Source organism: Pirellulales bacterium (assembly GCA_019636335.1).
GTDB lineage: Bacteria > Planctomycetota > Planctomycetia > Pirellulales > JAEUIK01 > JAHBXR01.
The window spans coordinates 1-15,715 of the sequence record JAHBXR010000039.1; the positions used below are offsets into that span (position 1 = coordinate 1).

Consider the following 15,715-nt stretch of genomic DNA (forward strand, 5'->3'; position numbering starts at 1 on the left):
AGGCCGGCGGCCTGTGCCACTGTCCACTATCCCCTGACCAATCACTTTAACTCTGTCGCACAGCGCTGAATCTTCTTCACCGCGGCGGCGATTTCCTGCATGTCGCGTTCGTCCCCCAGCAAGCAATACTGCGGCACCCAGTAGCTCTCCCAGGCGGCACGCGCCGTCTCAGGGAATTTTGCTTGCAGGAACGAGTGTGGCTCCTTGGCCTGCTCGCCGGAGAGGCGTTCGCGATAGGCTCCCGACTGGAACATGGCCAACTCGTGGACCGGCGGATAGGCGGCCTGGTTGGGAATCCCCTCGGCGTTCATCGCCTGGATGAACTTCTCGGTCGGCGCGCCGCCGAAGGCCGCCTTATCGTATTGGAAGATGTAGGCGTAATGCCCATTGCGGGTGCAGCGCTCGTCGTGCAACTGCGGCGTGATCCCCTCGATGTCTCCCAGCAGCTTGTCGAGCAGCAACGAATTCTCGTGGCGGCGCTTCGTCTGAGCGTCGAGCCGCGTGAGCTGCGCACTGAGCACCGCCCCCTGCCACTCGCCCAGGCGATAGTTCGAACCGTAGTTGAAGTGGGCGTAAAACCACTCACCCGGCAGGCGGCCGCAATCGTGGGCCGATCGCGCCCGGCGCTCGAAGTCATCGTCGTTCGTGATGATGATGCCCCCTTCGCCCGCGGTCATCAGCTTGCTTTGCTGAAAGCTGAACGTGCCGGCGATGCCGTAGTTGCCCACGTGGCGGCCGCGCCATTGGCTGGCGTGTGCGTGGGCGCAATCTTCGACCAGGGTGATGTTGTGCCGCTTGGCGATCTCGGTCAGGCGGTCGAGATCGGCCGGGTGCCCTCCCAGATGCACCGCGATGATCGCCTTGGTCCGCGGCGTGATCGCCTTCTCGACCAGGTCGGCATCGATGCACTGCGTATCGCGCCGCACGTCGACCATGACCGGCATCGCGCCGCAGAACAAGACGGCGCTGGCCGTGGCCACGAAGGTCGAGTCGGGCACAATCACCTCATCCCCCGAGCGAATCCCCAGCGCGGCCAGCACCACCTCGATGGCATGCGTGCCGTTCGTGATGGCGATCCCATGCTTGGCCCCGTGGAATTTGGCGAACTCCTGCTCAAAGGCCAGCGTCCGCGTGCCCGGCGTGCGCCACCAGACGCGACTCTCGAGCACCTCGTTCACCGCGCGGCGTTCCAGGTCGTCGAAAATGGGCCACTCGGGAAAAGGCTTCGATTTTGTCTTCGGTCCGCCACGGAGTGCCAGTTCGGACATGGGGAAAAGCTCCGGAAGATTCGCGTCAGAGTGGGCAAGGTAGTGGGGATCACCCGCACACATCGAAGAGCGCAAGGCGAATCCCCTGATTATCGGTACCACGGCCGGGTGTCAACCGGGCCAAGCTTGATTCCGCATCCGGACCCTAACGCAGCATTAGCAACAAGAGAAGTGGCACAGGCCGCTGGCCTGTGCGGATTGCCGTGAATACGCTCCCGCACAGGCTGGCAGCCTGTGCCACTTTGTTTACGACTTGCCTTACTTCAAGCGAGACAAAAACTCTACCAGGTCGCGAACTTCTGCCTTCGAGAGATTTTCGAGCAGCTTGTCGGGCATCGCCGAAGCGCCTCCGGCCCGCTCGTCGATCTCGCTCTTTAGCACCGCGATCTGCGTCCCTTCCGGCGTCATCAGCCAGACGCGTTCGTCATCTTCGCTCTTGAGCACTCCCGTCAGCACCTGGCCGCTGTCGGTAGCGATGACCACCGTCTCGAATCCCTTGGCGATCTTGCGATTCGGCGCCACGATCGCCTCGAGCAGGTGCTCGCGATTCTCGCGCGAGGAGATCGTGGTGAGATCGGGTCCCACGTCTCCCCCTTGTCCGCGAATCTTATGGCAGCGCAGGCAGGCGACCTCCGTTTTATCGTAAAAGACGCGTCGGCCGCGCTCGGCATCGCCCCCGACGAGGGCCTCGCGATAGGCGGAGAGTGGATCGTCGCTTGCCCGCGTTGCTTCGTGCTGCGCAAGCTTGTCGGGAATACCGGCCTCGGCACGACCGTTGGCGGCATTCAGCAGATCGAGCACCAGCTCGGGCACGACTTCGCTCGCGGCGAGCTTGTCGAGCCACTGTGCCAACACGGCATCGACGTCGGCATGCTGCATGCCGGTCAGCGTGGCGAAGGCCGCCTGCCGCTCGGGAATCGTTCCCTCGTCGAGCACCAGGGCGATGCCGCGCACAGCCGCCGCCGGATCGATTCTGGCCTGAATCTGCCGCGCCACCGAGCGCAGCTTTCCGTCGTCGCCATCGAGCGCAAACTGCACGGCGTCGCGCAGGCGCGTCGGCACGTCGGAAGTCGACGCTGAGTTGGCGCCAGCGTCCGCCAGGGTCCGATCCAAACGATCGAGCGCCTCGAGCGCCGCGACGCGCGTGTCGGTGCGACGCTTCGTATCGACGGCGAGCTCGGCCAGCAGCGGCGCGCTTTCGACCGCTTCGGTCGCGCCAGCCAACTCCGCGGCGGCCTGGCGAACGCGATCGGGCGAACTGTTCAACAGCTCGGCCAGCAGCGGTCGCGCGGCCGCACCGGCTACGTTGGGCAGTCGCGTATCGAGCGGGCGCCACAACCCCGTGATGCGGTCGAGATTTGCCGGTGTGCTCCACGCCGCCAACAGTTCCAACGCCTCGACACGCATCCGCTCGGGGGTCGTTGCATCGGCGGCGAACTTTGCAACCCGGGCGGCCTCCTCGGGGCCACCGAGTCGATGATTCGCCGCCAGCAAGCGATGAACAAGTGGAGCCGACGTCGTCGGCTGAACGAGCTTGGCAGCGAGCGCCGGCAGCGCGGCGGCGATCGGCACGTCGTAGATCGCGCGGGCCGCTTCCAGCACGACACGCTCCTGCGGGTCGTCGAGAAACCGTGCGACAAGCGGGCTCTCGAGCCTTCGCAGGGCGACCACGGCGGCGATGCGCACGGCGGCCGACGGATCCTTCACCAGCAATTCGACGTAGGCGTTTGCCCGATCGGTTGCTCCCTCGGCAACAAGCGGCTTCAAAGCCGCCGCCAAAGCCATCACGCCGGCATGACGCAGATTCGGATCGCGATCGTCATGGGCACGCAGCATCTCCACGACGGGGGCCACGGGGATCTCGGCCTGGTTGAGTCTGGCCAATGCCAACGCCGCAAAGAATCGCACGCGTGGCGATTCATCGGACAGCCGCGCGACGAGATCGTCTCGGGCCTCCGTGACGCGCGACTCACCCAACATCTTGGCCGCCTGTCCGCGCACCTCGGCTTGCGGATCGGTCAGCAGGTTGCGGAACCTGGCCTGCTGCGCCTCGCCACATTGCCCCAGGCCCCAAATGGCGTGCAGTCGCGCCAGCAATTCGGGCGAATCGGTCGCGGCGGTCCAAAGTGCAGTCGCTCCCTCGGCGCCGCGCGCGGCCAGCTCGAACTGCGCTTCGAGCCTTACCCGCATATCGGCGTGACGAAGCAACGTAGTTAGTTCGTCGATGGCTCGCGTTTGCATTCCCTCGGCCAAGAGTCGCTTCACTTCGGCCAGTTGCGGGTCGCCCGCCCGCGCCGGATCCGAGAGCCTGTAGATGCGTCCCTTGTTCGGCTTCTCCCACCCCTCGACCCAGTCGCTGATGTAGAGGGCGCCATCCGTGCCGAAGGCAAGATCCGTGGCCAGCAGCGACCAGACGAACTCGTCGTTCTCGCCCAGCTCGTACGATGCACCGTTCTGCTTGAGCTCGAAGGAACGCACGCCGCTGATGGCGCTCGCGCCCCGGAAATCGCACAGAAAGAAGCGGTTCTTGAACCGCTCGTTCAGCCCGGTGCCCGGGTTGTAGGCCAGCCCCGACGGTCCGGAGGCGAAGTTGGCGATGGGAGGCACGAGGTAGCCCACCTCGCGCGCGAAACGGGGCTTCCAGAGCTGTTCTTCGTTCCAGGGTCCGCGGCGCACGGGCGAGTTGATGTACTGGTAGCCGATGCGCCAACCGCTGTCGCCGCCGGGCACGATTTGCACGAGTCGCGCTTCGTCGCCACCATCGGAGTTGTTCTCCCCGGTGAAGAGATCTCCGAACTCGTTGAAGGCCAGCTCTTGGGGATTGCGCAACCCCGTGGCGACCACTTCGAGTTGGCTGCCATCAAGATTGCAGCGCAATACCGCGCCGACATCAGGCAAGTCGATGTTTTCTTCCTCGGTCGTCACATTCAGCCCGCGGTCGCCGATGCTGAAATAGAGCTTGCCGTCGGGTCCCTGGATCAATCCGTGCAGGTCGTGCCCCAAGAAGGCGACGTGGACGCCGTAGCCGTTGTGCAGCGATTGACGTTTCTCGGCGACACCGTCATCGTCGGCATCTTCGAACAACCACAGATCGGGGATGCAGGTATAGTAGATCTTGTTGCCGCGAACGAGGACGCCCGATCCGATTCCGTCGGCCGCATGATGAAAACCATCGGCCAGCACCGTCGAGTGATCGGCCACGCCATCGCCGTCGCGATCTTCAACCCGGCGGACGCGATCGTGCTCGACCTCGTAGCTGCCGAAGACGTCGCCCAGATGCTTGCGATACATGGCCACGCGATCTTCGACGGTGCGCGCCGCCAGATCGTCTTCGAGCCAGTACATGTGCGAGCGATTGTCGGTCACTCCGGCGTGCAGGCGAAATGTCTCCGCCACGTAGAAACGCCCGCGATGGTCGATAGTAAAGGCGACCGGGTTGGCCAGCAGCGGTTCGGCCGCCACCAGCTCGAGCTTCAAGCCCTCGGGTACACGGACGCGCGAGATCGCTTGTTGCCCCTCGTCCGAAGCGGTGGCTACGACGGGCTGGTAATCGCTCGTCGTACGTTCTTCGGCGTTCGCTCGCAGCGCGCACGTTCCGCCCGCCGCCAAGAACCAACCCAGGAGCACGACCGCCCACTTCGCGCGAGACACCAGGCAAGAACACGAACACATCATCGATCGCACCCATCGGGGAAAACACAGCAGGTAGCAAAACCGCCCGCGTCTGCCGATCAGACGTCGCGGCAGCGCGGACTCATCGGCTCCGACGGCCCTGTCAGACAGGTCGCGGTAGGGAAGCCCAGTATGCCTGGGAAAGACACCCTGCGTGCCCCAGGCGTCGTGGCCGCGCGGATCGGATAAGCCTCGACTTTAGTCGCCACGGCCGGGTCGGACAACTTACGCGACATCTTCCGGCGCGGCAGCGCGCGGGGCGGGATTGAACATCCGCAGCAGCTTGCGCCCCTTGTGCATGTCGTAGGCCAGTTCGGCCGTCAAGGGCTGGCTCGCGCTGCCGGTGGGGTACCAGTGGGGCGTCTGCCCGTCGAGAACGACGTGCCCCGATTGATTTCCTCTCGTGGTGGCATAGATGGGGTGCAGTTCGTCGAAGAAGCGTCCCACCTTCACCAGGCGTGCCTGCTCGTAGCCGGCCTCGGCCAGCATGGCGGCCAACCGCTGGAGCGTGGTGCGATCCTCGGTCGAGAGTTCGGCCGCGTCGACGAGCGAGATTGCCTCGTGCTCGGCCTGCCAGCCCGCGTAGAGGTCATAGATGTCGCTGGGGGGAAAGTCCTCCAGGTCGACCGACAGGCTCAACGTCAACGGGCCGGCGATGCCCAGGCCACTCCAGCCTCCCCCCGGCAAACGGTACTCGTACGAGAACAAGAAGCAGTCGATCGGCTCCTCGTAGCCGGGCCAGTGCTGGCGCGTCTCGTCCACCAGCTCGATCTCTTGCGGGGGCAGCCCGAACTGCTTCGGCAGCGCCAGCCAGGCGGTCAACTCTCCTGCGGCGCGGGCAGCGCGCGTGCGAAACTGCTCGGGCACGCGATCGAAAAGATCCAATTCTTCCGCATATGCTAGCACTCGCGGGCGGACCACCGGCTCGCTCGCCAGACGCAGCAGCTCGGCGATGCCCTCTTCATCCCCCAAGCGCGCCAGCGCGGCCGCCGCCTCGGTGCGCAAACGCCGGTGCCCGATGCCGAGCGCCGGACGCAGCTTCGCCGCCAACTTGGGATCGCCCACCAGCGCGATCGCATCGCACAGGGCGATGAACAGGGCCGATGTTTCGTTCAACTGGCGGCCGAGCGTCGCGGCGTCCTGTTCGAGTCGCTCGGGCGATTCGGTCATCCGTTCGAGCTGCTGCAACAGCGCGCCGAACAGTTCGCCCAGCGCCGCCGCGCGTTCGCGTGCCGGGTGATCGTCGACCAGCCGCTGGCGCGTGCAGTAGTTGGCCGTATCGAGCACGGCGGCGGCGACCTCGCGATGGGCCACGGCATCCAAAAGCCTGGGAAACAGGGCCTCGGCGGCGAATTCTCGCTGTTGGAACAAGGGCACGAAGGCGCGATCCACCTCGTCGTTCTCGCGTGGCGGATCGGTGGCCACCAACTCGGCCCAAGCCCGCAGCGCCACGGGGCCACCATCGCTGGCCAAGAGCCGCAGCAGGTGCGATCGCCGCCGATCGCCGCGCCCCAATCGCGCGTACCAATCGGCCACGGCCGCCACCGTTTCGGGCGTGAGATGATCGCGCAGCTCGCCGGCCTCGCCGGGCGATGCTAGCACGACGTGCGGTAACAATTCGGCCAGCTTCTCGTCCTCGGCAGCGGCATGCACGAGCGCGTCGATCTCGTCGGGCTCGGCGTGCGCGAGCCGCTGGGCCAGCGCCGTCGTATCGCGCGTTTCGGAGGAGGAATAGTGGGCGAGCAAGGTGTCGAGCGAGGTGGTCATAGCGACGTTATAACACGCCGCCAGCCGCGCGTCGTTCGCCCCGCGCGTGGTGTGCGTCGGCAACTCGTATTGACGCAAAACGCAGAAACATGCTCAAATCGCGCCGTCAGTGAAATCTGACACTGCTCGCGATGATGCTAACCGCATCGCTCGCGGGCCAAGCGTACCTCGGAAATTTGGCGTCCTTTCTTCTCAGGGCATCCGGAGAGAGGACATGAAACGCCACGCTGGGTGCCCGGATTGAGGAGCCAAGGAAATGGCTATCAGCAAGAAGTCGGGCGCGAAGAAGGCGAAGGCTCCGGCACGGTCGCCGAAGAAGAAGACGGCCTCGCCGGCCAAGAAGACCACGAAGGCTTCGGCCAAGCGTTCGCCCAAGGCGAAGCCGGCCGCCAAGAAGGTCATCAAGAAGGCGAGCCGCTAGTCGGTCGCCGCGTCTGACGCCTTAAGAATACAACGAGACAGGCTGGCTCCGCACACCTTGTGGAGCCAGCCTAATTTTTTGCGCGAGTCTCTTGGGGCCATGGCCACATCGCCTGGATGGGCAGGCGTTGAATTCCGACCAGCGCGGCGCCACTACAGCGGCGCCGCCTCGCGCACCAGCACACTTTCGACCGCCGGCAGCAGCACCTCGCCGTCGCGGCGGCGCACGTGGACGCGTGGCTCCGCGGTGTCGCTCGTCCCGTAACGCAGCAGCAAGCCGGCGGCGAACTCGAGCGCGGCGTCGGTCGCCGGTCCGCAGACGAGGCACGAAGGTCCGCGGAAATTCTCGGGCCAGAGCAAGGCCTCGGCGCGCGAGCGGCTGGCCGCGAACATGCTTTCGAGATGCAAATTCTCTGCCTCGCGCCGGCCGACGACAATCTTCGTCAGACGGTCGAAGCGCACGTGGCGCCCCGTCTTCAGCAGGTCGAAGTCCCACGACGTGCTGCCGGCATCGAGCCGGACCAGGTCGTGTACCTTGGTGGCGAACTGCGGTTCGGTCAGCGCGCAACCGGTCGAAGGACTGGGAATCCGCTGCAGCCCGAGTTGATGGGCCAGCTCGATGAGAGGCTTACGGCCGCGGCCCGTGAAATCGTACAGGCGCGAGCGATCGATGGCTCCCGATTTCTCGGGCTCGGTGGCCGGCAGCAGCTTGGCTGAAAGAGGCCGCAGCAAGCGTCCTTCCAGCCCCGACTGGCTGGCGATGAGCAGCAGATCGCGTCGTTTCTGGCTCATGGGGCGCTGGCCGAGCACCTCGCCGCTGGCAACGCACAGGGCGTCGCGTTCGAGCATGTAGCGGCGTGCGCGCTCGAACATGTAGATGCGGCAATCGACGCAGGGATTCGCCCCGCGACCGTAGCCGTATTTTGGCTTGCGGATCAGATCGAGGTAGTCTTCTTCCTCGGCGATGATCGAAATCGGAATGCCCAGTTCGTGGGCCGCTTGTGCCGCGGTGTTCTGGCAGCAGGTAAAGCTGGTGCGGAAGTTGAGGGCCTCGACGTCGAGCCCCTGTTCTTGCATGAGGCGCACCGCCAGCATGCTATCGAGCCCGCCCGAGAATAAGACCACCACACGTCCGCGCATCGAGATACCTCTTGCAACCGCACACGGCTGGGCAAGCCACCAAGACCACAAGGCGGAGCCCTACAGCCTGGCTCAATCCGAGGGGAAGGGAACCGGCTCGCCGTTCAGCTCGCTGAGCGCGTTGCGCGCGGCGCGCTGTTCGGCCTCTTTCTTGTTGCGTCCCCAGGCAGGCTCGTAACGATTGCGGCCGATCTGGGCCGAGATCTTGAAGCACTTGCTGTGATCGGGCCCCTTCTCGTCGAGCAACTGGTAGGTCGGCGTGGTGCCGTATTCGCGCTGCGCCAGTTGCTGCAGGATCGACTTGAAGTTTCCGCCGTGATCGCCGCCGGCCGCGGCGTCGATTTCGGCCGCCATGTGCCGCATGATAAAGGTCCGCGAAGCCGTGTCGCCCCCGTCGAGATAGATGGCCGCGACCAACGATTCGAACACGTCGGCCAAGAGCGACATCGGCACCGAGGCGTGCGTTGTCATGCCCTTGCCCAGGATCAGAAACTCCTCGAGGCCGAGCGCCTCGCTCACCTTGGCGCACGTCTGGCGGCTGACGACGATCGACTTGATCTTCGTGAGCTCCCCCTCGAGATGCTCGGGGAAGCGACGGAAGAGGGCCTCGCAAACGACCGCCCCCAGGATCGAATCGCCGAGGAACTCGAGCCGCTCGTTCGACGCTAAACGATGCCGGGCTCCGGACGCATGCGTCAGAGCAAACCGCAACAGCGATTTGCTCTTAAACGTATAGCCGATCCTCTTTTCGCAACGGTCCAGTTCGGATTCGAATTCCGTCGTAGAAGCTGGATCGAGTTCGGGCGACATACGAAGAACCTGAGCCACGCGGCAACGATGAAGGAGCCGGCATTCGCCCGATCAACGCTAGGTTCGGCCGAGTGCTGAATCCCGAGATGGCTACGCAGAAACCCGCCAGACGAAGCGGCGCGCAGCAACGCAACCCTAACCGCCATCATGGCTTTTGTCAATCCGCGGCAGCGGAAACGCACTGCCTGATCGATCAGCTCGCCGGCGTTTCGATGCGTCGCACGAGCACTTTGCCCGCCATCTCGCGGCTGAGACTGATCCGTCGATCCCCGGTTTGCAGCGTGATGACCCCGGCCGAAGGGTGATTCTCGACCACCGTGCCCGTGTCGCCGATGGCCAGCCCGCCGTCGGTCAGATAGCGCAGAAAGTCGGGCGACTGATCGAGCACCCGTTCGAGCGCGAAGTGTGTGTCGCTGTCGCAATCGGTCAGCGGCTCGCCATGCGCGGCCCGCAGGCGGCCCCCCGCGTCGGGGATGGGGTCGCCGTGTGGATCGCGATCGGGGTGCCCCAAATACTCGTCGATCCGATCGATCAAACGATCGGAGACGGCGTGCTCGATATTCTCGGCCTCGGCGTGGATCTCGTCCCAGGAGAGTCCCAGTGTGGTCGCAAGAAACAGTTCGACCAGGCGGTGCCGGCGCAACATCCGCAAGGCAAGCTGCTCGCCGGCCGGCGTGAGTCGCACGCCTCGATGCGCCTGATAGATGACCAGATCGGCCTCTCCCAAACGCTGCAGCATCGACGTGACGCTGCCGGGCGTGAGACCGAGTCGCCGCGCCACTTCTCCGGTGGCGGCCGTCGGCGAGCCCGATTCGGAGCATGCCTGGTAGATTGTTTTGACGTAGTCTTCGACGCGCAGGCTTTCCAAACCGACCCCCGTCGAGTTGCTAGCTGCCAGGATTTCCCTGCGATCAATCGTATCGCATGCGGCGAACGTCGCCTAGGCGTTGGCCGCGGCCTCGCGTTGGGCGGCGCGATCCATTTGCTCTTGGAAACGCTTTGAGATCAGCTTGAGCAACCACGTCGGAAACAGCCGTTTCAGACGCCAGTAGAAGCGTCCCTCGGCAGGCAGTATCACGTAGAATTGTCTCGTGCCGATCGCCCGCACCGCCGCTTCCGCCACGTCCTCGGCGGTGAACTTCGAGCGTTTGAACTCGCGCTGGGCCAGATCCTTCATCCGCGTTTCGGCGAAGCGTCCGTCGTTGAGCAGGTTCGTGGGGAAGAACGAAGGACAAATGCACGACACGCCGATGTTGAAGGGCTTCAGCTCGCTGTAGAGGGTCTCGGACAAGGCGAGCATGCCCGCCTTCGACACGTTGTAGCCCGCCATGCCGGGCGCCGAGACGATCGCCGCCATCGAGGCGGTGTTGAGAATGTGCGCGCCGCGCGGATTCTCCTTCATCCAGTCGATGAAGGTGTGGCAGCCGTAGATGCCGTTCCACAGGTTGATGTCGAGAATCCAGCGCCAGTTGTCGAGCGTGAATTGTCCCACGTTGCCGGCGCCGGCCACCCCCGCGTTGTTGACCAGCAGATCGAGCTGCGACCAGGCGGCACGCAATCGCTCGGCCAAGGCCTGCCATTGTTGGGGGTCGGCCACGTCGAGTCGTTCGACGCGTCCCTCGCCCCCCGCGCGGCGGACCTGCTCGAGCGTCTCGGCAGCGGCCGCTTCGTTGATGTCGCAGATAGCGATGTTCCAACCGTCGCGCGCGAGCCGCAACGCCAGGGCACGCCCCAGGCCACTTGCGGCGCCGGTAATAATCGCATTGCGTCGAGCGGTCGTCATCGGCGTGGTTTTCCTGGGGGGCGTTTCGATTCTGCCATGCCGAACCAGGCGCCCGCCGTCAGGAGCCCCCCCAGCAGCGAGACCCCCGCCGCGACATACGTCCAGCGACGGTGCCACGCCTCGTACGCGCGGCTGACCTTCACCACTTCCGGCTCCCTGGGATCGAGTCCCATGCGCAAAATCTTGTACTGTTGGGCCAGGTCGGCCGGCGGGTACTGGGAGACTTCTTCTCGAATCTCCTGGGGCACGACGTAGATACCCCCGGGCATGTTGACCACCTGGTAGCCCAGCCACCCGAGCCCCAACAACAAGACGAGCGCTCCGAGGAGGGTGTAGCCCTGCCGTGGTCCCCAGCTCGTGGCGGCACGTGGCGCGCTGCCGACCCGTTCGAGGTCGCCCAAGTGCCGCATCGTGGGCACATCGAGCGTCTTTCCACAAGTGCAGGTGACGGTGAGGCCGGCCTTGGTCGAATCGACCTCGATCTTCTGGCCGCACGTGCAGGGTAAGAGATACGCGAGTTTCATGCGGCAGCCGACGTCGGAATCTTGGAAGCGAGTTTGTACGAAGCGAAGGCCAGGAAGGGCATCTCCAGCGGCACTAGGAGTCCGGCACCGCCGAGCCGCGGTTGGCCCACCAGGGCAAGCTGATGGCGCCATCGATCAGCAGCGAGCCCCCCGTCATGTAGTCACTCTCGGGATCGGCCAGGAAGACGACCGCGCGGCCGATCTCTTCGGGACGTCCCAGCCGGCCCCAGGGGAGCTTGCTGCCAGCGGCCTGAATCTGCTCTTCCGTGGCGAAGCTCCGTTCCCCCGGCGTATCGATCCAGCCCGGGTGTACGAGGTTGACCCGGATGCGATGTTCGGCCAGTTCGATGGCGGCCGTTCGCGCCATGTGATCGATGGCGGCCTTCGACATATTGTAGGCCATCGACCGGGGTACGGCGAGGAAGGCATGGGGCGAACTGACGATCACGATCGCCCCGCCACCCCCCTGCGTCAGCATCTGCCTGGCCGCGGTCCGCAACAGGTGAAAGCGCCCCACATGGTGACGTCGACGGTGCGGCGAAAGGCGTCGAGGTCCGCTTCGTAGAACGGTTCGCGACGGCTCGCCGCGGCGTTCGAGACGGCGATGTCGAGCCGGCCGAACTCCTGCACGGTAGCCTCGACCATGGCGGCCACGGCGTTGTGGTCGGCCACGTCGGCCCGCACGACCAGCGCGCGTCGTCCGGCCTGGCGCACCTCGGCCGCCACCTCTTCCGCCTCGTCGGGGTGCGAGCGGTAGTTGATCGCCACGTCGGCGCCCGCCCGTGCCAATGCGACCGCGGTTGCGCGACCAATTCCACGACTCGCGCCGGTGACCAGAGCCGTTTTGCCTGAGAGATTTGCCACGCCGATCTCGCCTGATTTGCCGTTGCGCCCACCGCGTGATTCGTGCCGAGCCATGCTAACCGTCCTGCCGAAGGCCGACAAGAACAGCCTGCGCCGCGAGCGCGCGACACACGATTCGTGGACGAAAGAAAGAGATGACGACGCGCGGACGGGGAACTAAAATCGTTGCAAGTCGAATTCTTCTATGGCATATTTCGAAGGTCGACGATCGCGCTGTTCTGGCGCGAAAGGGAAAAAAGGGAAGTCCGCCGCGCGTCGCGCGGCGGTTGGTTCAGCGCACTGTGTCACGAAGCGAGACGGCATGACGATCTGGCCGGCGATCGATCTCCGCGGTGGCATGTGCGTGCGTCTCCAGCAGGGAGACTACGGGCGCGAAACCGTCTTCGGCGATGACCCCGCCCAGATGGCCCGTCACTGGATCGAGCTGGGGGGCGCATGCCTGCACCTGGTCGATCTCGATGGCGCGCGAGATGGCCGGCCGACCAACCTGGAGAGCATCCGCCGCATCCGTCAGGCGGTGCAGGTGCCGCTCGAGCTGGGTGGCGGCATTCGCGACGAAGAGACGATCCGAGCCCTCGCCGACGAAGGCATCGACCGGCTGGTCGTGGGGACGAAGGCGATCAAAGAACCCGATTGGTTCCGTGCCATGTGCCGGAAATTTCCGCATCGGCTCGTGCTCGGGCTCGACGCGCGCGACGGCCATGTCGCCACCGACGGCTGGCTCGAGACCAGCTCGGTGCAGGCCACGACGCTCGCCGAGCAGTTCGCCGACGAGCCGCTCGCGGCTATCGTCTACACGGACATCGCCACCGACGGCATGCTGGCCGGCCCCAATCTCGGGGCGCTGGCCGAAATGCGTCGCGCCACCGAACTGCCCCTTGTGGCGTCGGGGGGGGTCACCACGGTCGAAGACATCGCCCGGCTGACCGCCGCGCGGATGGATGGCGCGATCGTGGGTCGCGCCTTGTACGAAGGAAAGCTCGATCTGGCCGCCGCGCTCGAGGCAGCCAAACCTGTGACGAAAGGAACGTGAAGAAGCCCGAAGCTAGAGACAGCGATCGGCCGAGGCTCACGCGCCCCGCGCCGTTGTGAGAAAAACATTGCGTTAAAACCATTGAGGGAAGCTCGCATGTCTAAACACAACGTGGCTGATATTCGCAACATTGTCTTTTGTGGTCACGGGTCGAGCGGCAAGACGACCTTGATCGACCACCTTCTCTTCATCACCAAAGCGGTCAACCGCGAAGGCAGCGTCGACCAGCACACCAGCATCTGCGACTTCGACGAAGAAGAAAAGCACCATCGCTATACGATCGAGTCGAAGGTCGCGCATTTCGAGTACGGCGGCAAACGCTTCAACGTGCTCGATACGCCCGGTTATCCCGACTATATCGGCCAGACGATCGGCGCGCTGCGCGCCGCCGACACGGCCGCCATCGTCATCAACGCGCATGCCGGCATCGAAGTGAACACCCGCCGCGTCTTTCACGAGGCGGGGGACGCCGGCCTGGGACGCATCATCGTCATCAACAAGCTCGACACCGAGAACATCGATTTCCCCAAGCTCGTCGGCAACATCCAGGAGCTGTGGGGCAAGAAGTGCGTGCCGCTCAACGTGCCGCTGGGAGTCAGCCACGATTTCCGCGGCGTCGCCAGCACGCAGCACGTGCCGGCCGATATCGCCGGGGCGGCGATCGATCCCAACTCGTTTCACGATTCGCTGATCGAATCGATCATCGAGGTGGATGAGGAAGCGACGGCTCGTTACTTCGACGGCGTCGAACCCACGGACGAGGAAGTCTCGCGGCTGATCGTGCAGGCGGTGGCCGAAGGGACGCTCATTCCCATCGTCTGCGTGGCGGGCAAGAGTAATCTCGGCGTGACCGAGTTGCTCGACGCGCTCACCATCTGCGCCCTGCCTCCCGATCGCGTCCGCCGCACGGCCACGAACCCGGCCGGCGAGCAGGTCGAGCTGCAGGCCGATCCCGCCGGTCCGCTCGCCGCGCAGGTCTTCAAGACGCGGATCGACCCGTTCGTGCAAAAGCTGAGCTTCGTTCGCATCTATTCCGGCACGTTCAAGAAGGACGATACCGTCCACGTTTCCGGCGCGCGCAAGTCGATCAAGCTGCCGCAATTGCTCGAGGTGCAGGCGAACGAGACGAAGCCCATCGAGGTGGCCTCGGCCGGCGACATCGTCGCCGTGGCCAAGACCGACGATCTGCACACCGGCACGTCGCTGGGCGAGTTCGAGTTGCCGGCGATCCGCTTCCCCACGCCGATGGTCGGCCTGGCCGCCACCCCCAAGGCGCGCGGCGACGAAGCGAAGCTCTCGGGAGCCTTACACAAGGTGCTCGAAGAGGATCCCACCTTCCACCTCGATCACGACCTGCAGACGAAAGAGCTGGTCATCACCGGCATGAGCGAATTGCACTTGCAGGTGATTCAGGAGCGGCTCAAGCGCCGCGACAAGGTCGAGGTCGATACGAAGGACCCCAAGATCCCCTATCGCGAAACGATCCAGACCAAGGCCGAAGGGAGCTACCGCCACAAGAAGCAGACGGGGGGTCGGGGCCAGTTCGGCGAAGTCCACATTCGCATGTTTCCGCTGCCCGGCGGCACCAAGATCGAGGATTTCGCCAACAAGTCGCACTTTCCCTCGATGCGCGAGTACCACTACGACCCGATCCACAATTTCCTCTGGGTCGATTCGATCGTCGGTGGCTCGATTCCGAACAATTTCCTGCCGGCGGTGGAAAAGGGCTTCAAGGAACGCCTCGACCGCGGCGTCGTGGCGGGGCATCGCATCGAGAACGTCTGCGTCGAAGTTCACTTCGGCAAGCACCATCCGGTCGATAGTTCCGAAGCAGCCTTCAAAACGGCCGGCTCGATGGCCTTCCGCAACGTGTTTCAACAGGCCAGGCCGAGCCTGCTCGAACCGATCGTCACGCTGCACGTGACCGTGCCCGCGCAAAAGCTGGGCGATATCAACAGCGACATGTCGGGACGCCGCGGCCGGGTGATCGGCATGGACTCGGCTGGCGGCGATCTCACGACCGTGACGGCCGAAGTGCCGCTGGCCGAGGTCACCAGCTACGCCCGCAGCCTGTCGAGCATCACGGGGGGGCAAGGGAGCTACACGATGGAGTTCGCCCGCTACGATGTCGTGCCGGGCAATATCCAGAAAGAGATCATGGAAAAGGCCGTCCTCCATCCAGAAGAGGAGGAATAGCGGCGCAAGCCTCGCCCCTCTCCCCTGGCGGGAGAGGGGGCCGGGGCTGGGCGAGTTGGGGCCCGCCCCGCGCCCCAGCTTCGGCACTGGTTTTCGCCTCAACTTGCCGGCGATTTCCATCCGAAGAGTACGACAGGTCGCTTGATTTTGACGGTTGTGCCACCTAGGATTTAGCGCGTTCGGCCCCCAGGAACGGGGGTCGTCACATGCTGGATCGCCTGCCATGCGCCACGCCACT

At 64.8% G+C, this 15,715-nt stretch carries 11 protein-coding genes and 1 pseudogene; 3 read left to right on the plus strand and 9 right to left on the minus strand.

The annotated features are described in order from the left end of the window. Positions 1-41: 41 nt before the first annotated feature. The 3 genes from KF708_23670 to KF708_23680 form a co-directional block, all read right to left on the minus strand. Complete coding sequence (locus tag KF708_23670) at positions 42-1,268, minus strand: DegT/DnrJ/EryC1/StrS family aminotransferase (GenBank protein MBX3415704.1); 1,227 nt, start codon at positions 1,266-1,268, stop codon at positions 42-44. 258 nt (positions 1,269-1,526) lie between these two features. Further along, positions 1,527-4,895, minus strand: a complete 3,369-nt coding sequence (locus tag KF708_23675; protein ID MBX3415705.1) for a HEAT repeat domain-containing protein — start codon at positions 4,893-4,895, stop codon at positions 1,527-1,529. A gap of 270 nt (positions 4,896-5,165) precedes the next feature. Then, positions 5,166-6,785 carry a HEAT repeat domain-containing protein gene (locus tag KF708_23680; GenBank protein ID MBX3415706.1) on the minus strand — a complete coding sequence of 540 codons (1,620 nt, stop codon included), beginning with the start codon at positions 6,783-6,785 and terminating at the stop codon, positions 5,166-5,168. Positions 6,786-6,963: 178 nt separating this feature from the next. Here KF708_23680 and KF708_23685 point away from each other — a divergent pair, with 178 nt between their 5' ends. Further along, entirely contained in the window at positions 6,964-7,128 is a 165-nt protein-coding gene (locus KF708_23685; protein MBX3415707.1) for a hypothetical protein, read from the plus strand. A 152-nt stretch (positions 7,129-7,280) separates the two neighbouring features. Here KF708_23685 and KF708_23690 read toward each other — a convergent pair whose 3' ends face one another. The 6 genes and pseudogenes from KF708_23690 to KF708_23715 form a co-directional block, all read right to left on the minus strand. Next, entirely contained in the window at positions 7,281-8,267 is a 987-nt protein-coding gene (locus tag KF708_23690) for a hypothetical protein (GenBank protein ID MBX3415708.1), read from the minus strand. Positions 8,268-8,339: 72 nt separating this feature from the next. Beyond that, positions 8,340-9,077 carry a ribonuclease III gene (gene rnc / locus KF708_23695; protein MBX3415709.1) on the minus strand — a complete coding sequence of 246 codons (738 nt, stop codon included), beginning with the start codon at positions 9,075-9,077 and terminating at the stop codon, positions 8,340-8,342. A 193-nt stretch (positions 9,078-9,270) separates the two neighbouring features. Continuing rightward, positions 9,271-9,945 carry a metal-dependent transcriptional regulator gene (locus KF708_23700; protein MBX3415710.1) on the minus strand — a complete coding sequence of 225 codons (675 nt, stop codon included), beginning with the start codon at positions 9,943-9,945 and terminating at the stop codon, positions 9,271-9,273. A 72-nt stretch (positions 9,946-10,017) separates the two neighbouring features. Continuing rightward, positions 10,018-10,860, minus strand: a complete 843-nt coding sequence (locus tag KF708_23705) for an SDR family NAD(P)-dependent oxidoreductase (GenBank protein ID MBX3415711.1) — start codon at positions 10,858-10,860, stop codon at positions 10,018-10,020. Beyond that, the gene (locus tag KF708_23710) at positions 10,857-11,384 is read right to left on the minus strand and encodes a hypothetical protein (protein ID MBX3415712.1); all 528 of its coding nucleotides are present in this window, start codon (positions 11,382-11,384) and stop codon (positions 10,857-10,859) included. The genes KF708_23705 and KF708_23710 overlap by 4 nt, the downstream gene beginning before the upstream one ends. A 73-nt stretch (positions 11,385-11,457) precedes the next feature. Next, positions 11,458-12,302 (minus strand): annotated as a pseudogene (locus tag KF708_23715) (glucose 1-dehydrogenase). A 247-nt stretch (positions 12,303-12,549) separates the two neighbouring features. On the opposite strand from KF708_23715, the gene hisA reads away from it, so the two are divergent. Both hisA and KF708_23725 read left to right on the plus strand, forming a co-directional pair. Continuing rightward, entirely contained in the window at positions 12,550-13,281 is a 732-nt protein-coding gene (gene hisA, locus KF708_23720) for a 1-(5-phosphoribosyl)-5-[(5-phosphoribosylamino)methylideneamino]imidazole-4-carboxamide isomerase (protein ID MBX3415713.1), read from the plus strand. A 96-nt stretch (positions 13,282-13,377) separates the two neighbouring features. Then, positions 13,378-15,477 carry an elongation factor G gene (locus KF708_23725; GenBank protein ID MBX3415714.1) on the plus strand — a complete coding sequence of 700 codons (2,100 nt, stop codon included), beginning with the start codon at positions 13,378-13,380 and terminating at the stop codon, positions 15,475-15,477. Positions 15,478-15,715 lie beyond the last annotated feature (238 nt).

Bases quoted from the DNA above. Each gene is read 5' to 3' on its own strand.
- KF708_23670 (MBX3415704.1), bottom strand. From the start codon at position 1,268: ATGTCCGAACTGGCACTCCGTGGCGGACCGAAGACAAAATCGAAGCCT.
- KF708_23685 (MBX3415707.1), top strand. From the start codon at position 6,964: ATGGCTATCAGCAAGAAGTCGGGCGCGAAGAAGGCGAAGGCTCCGGCA.
- KF708_23690 (MBX3415708.1), bottom strand. From the start codon at position 8,267: ATGCGCGGACGTGTGGTGGTCTTATTCTCGGGCGGGCTCGATAGCATG.
- rnc (MBX3415709.1), bottom strand. From the start codon at position 9,077: ATGTCGCCCGAACTCGATCCAGCTTCTACGACGGAATTCGAATCCGAA.
- KF708_23705 (MBX3415711.1), bottom strand. From the start codon at position 10,860: ATGACGACCGCTCGACGCAATGCGATTATTACCGGCGCCGCAAGTGGC.
- KF708_23710 (MBX3415712.1), bottom strand. From the start codon at position 11,384: ATGAAACTCGCGTATCTCTTACCCTGCACGTGCGGCCAGAAGATCGAG.
- hisA (MBX3415713.1), top strand. From the start codon at position 12,550: ATGACGATCTGGCCGGCGATCGATCTCCGCGGTGGCATGTGCGTGCGT.
- KF708_23725 (MBX3415714.1), top strand. From the start codon at position 13,378: ATGTCTAAACACAACGTGGCTGATATTCGCAACATTGTCTTTTGTGGT.